A 2,336-nucleotide genomic window follows, 5' to 3' on the forward strand; every position below is an offset into this window, starting at 1 on the left:
GGGTGAGGGGGATCATGTCTCGAACTGGTCGGAAATAAACTACAGAGAACGACGATGGAATCTTTCGAGCCTTTACAGCAGTTTTTACCGCAAGTCTGGTTTTTTATCCTCGGTCTCTTCCTCTTCCTCTATGTTCTGCTAGATGGATTTGACTTGGGGGTTGGCATCCTCTCCCTGACGGCTTCTAGCGAGACCCGCCGCAGCATTCTCATGACCAGCCTGGGCAATGTTTGGGATGCCAATGAGACGTGGCTGGTGCTGATGGGGGGATCCTTATTTGGATCCTTTCCCCTCGCCTACGCCACCATTCTCAACGCTCTCTACATTCCGCTGGTGATCATGGTGGTGGGCCTGATCTTGCGGGCTGTCTCTTTCGAGTTTCGGGAGAACGCCGACAACAAGCTGGTGTGGAACATTGCCTTCGGGGTGGGCAGCTTTTTGGCGGCCTTGGGCCAGGGGTTTGCCTTGGGCAGCGTCTTCGAAGGGATCCGCGTCGACGAAGCCGGCCACTTTGCCGGCAGCCCTTGGGATTGGCTGACCTGGCGCACGGTGTTGGTGGCTCTTACCTTGATCCAGGGCTACGTGTTAGTCGGCTCGGCCTATCTGATCGTTAAGACCACCGGCGAGCTGCAGAAAACCTACTACAAGACAGCAACCATCGCCACCTGGACAACATTGCTGGGGGCAGTGTTTATCACCATCAGCACCCCCATCATGTCGGAGCAGGCGCGCGCTCAGCTTTTCTCGCCTCCTCTTTTCTATATCTTTGCTGCCATCCCCGTTTTGGGACTTTTGTTGGTGGCTCTGTTGCTGCGCAGCCTGCGGCGGCGAGAAGAAAATAGCGTTTTGGTTTATACTTTTTTAGTCTTTGCCCTTTCTTTTATCGGCTTGGGGTTTATGGTTTTCCCCAACATTATTCCTCCCAGCGTCACCATCTACGAAGCAGCCGCTTCTCCCAGTTCGCTGGTGTTTATGCTCACCTTTATTGGCTTTTTGATCCCGGTTATTTTGTCCTACAACATCTACAACTATGTGGTGTTCCGGGGCAAGATCGTGGTGCAGGAAGCAACGCCAGAAGAGGCCAAAGTTTCGGAGGCAGCTTAAACCCAAAGCAAAAAGTCTCAACTTAATTAATTAAATCAAGACCCCGCGGAGCGTTTTGCCAGGCGGGGTACATTTGCAAGCAAAACAGGGTTAACCTTGAGGGGGCCATCGGATGGGTGGCATGGCCACTCCTTAAGAAGCGCTGCTCTCTTTGGGTAGGAAGAGCAATTCCTCTAGCAGATTTGGCCTTTTCACTCCCGCTTCAGCCACTGCCGGATCTGCTCGGCAGCCACATCGCGACCTCCCAAACCAAAAGCCAAGGCCACCGCGACGGCAATCGCGCCCAGCACCAGGCCAAAAGCCAGCACCACAATGTCGGTGGCTACACCCATCTGTTGTAAGGCCATGGCGCCGACGAAAACCAAGATGGCCACCCGCGCCGCCTGCGCCAGCACGCCTGCAGAGGGGTTGCCCAAGCTCTTGATCATGGAATGGGCCAAATTGGCCAAGTAAAGGCCGATCCCGAACACCAAGGCGCCGATGAGCACCCGCCCGGAAATCAGCAACAGCCCCTGCACGATGTCGGTTAAAGCGGCAAACTGCAACAGCTCCACCGCCGGCACCGCCCCAAACAAGACCACGCCCACCCAGACCACCAGGCCGGCAATTTCAGAGGGGGTGCGCCGCTTCACCAACTCCCCTTCAGCGGCAGGCGCTTCAGGAGCAGGGGCCAAGGGCAAGCCGAGGCCGGCAGCCAAGCGGTCAAAGCCCACCGCCTGCAGCAACTGGGTCACCAAGCCCGCCAAAAACTGCCCCAGCCAGTAAAAGACGGCCAGAATCAGAGCCGATCCTGCAATTCGGGGAATGGCCCGCAACACCTGCTCCAGCATCGCCACCGCCGGATCCGAGATGGCCCGGATTTCCAGAGCATTGAGAGCCGCAATCACCGCCGGGATCAACACCAAGATGTAGGCCACCGTCCCGACAATCTGGGCCAACTGGGGAATGCCAAAGCGGGCCCCCAAGCGGTTGGCTCCTGCTGCCGCCAGCAAATTGGAAACGATCCCACGCACAATGCGGGCCAAAAACCAACCCACCCCACCGATGATGAGCGCTCCCAAAATGCGCGGCACCATCGATAGGATTTGATCCAGCAGGTTTTGCACCGGCTGCAGCGGCCCCCGCAGGTTCAGCGTATCCAGAATGAGCGGCAAAAAGAACAAGAGAATCAACCAGTAGAGGGCGTCACCCAGAGCTTCATTCAAGAGAAAAGGAGCGACCTCAGCCCCCCC

At 56.9% G+C, this 2,336-nt stretch carries 2 protein-coding genes; one reads left to right on the top strand and one right to left on the bottom strand.

The genetic code is table 11. The features are described from left to right. Positions 1 to 54: 54 nt before the first annotated feature. Positions 55 to 1,104, top strand: coding sequence for a cytochrome d ubiquinol oxidase subunit II (gene cydB, locus NW844_RS12685; RefSeq protein WP_414336160.1), 1,050 nt, complete (start codon positions 55 to 57; stop codon positions 1,102 to 1,104). Between the two features lie 191 nt (positions 1,105 to 1,295). Here the strand turns inward: cydB and NW844_RS12690 are convergent. Next, the coding region (locus NW844_RS12690) for a mechanosensitive ion channel (RefSeq protein ID WP_414336162.1) at positions 1,296 to 2,336 on the bottom strand (1,041 nt) is incomplete at its 5' end.

The organism is Synechococcus sp. H55.2 (genome assembly GCF_047462495.1).
Classification (GTDB): domain Bacteria; phylum Cyanobacteriota; class Cyanobacteriia; order Thermostichales; family Thermostichaceae; genus Thermostichus.

Coding starts and splice junctions, on each gene's coding strand:
- cydB (WP_414336160.1), top strand. CDS start 55: ATGGAATCTTTCGAGCCTTTACAGCAGTTTTTACCGCAAGTCTGGTTT.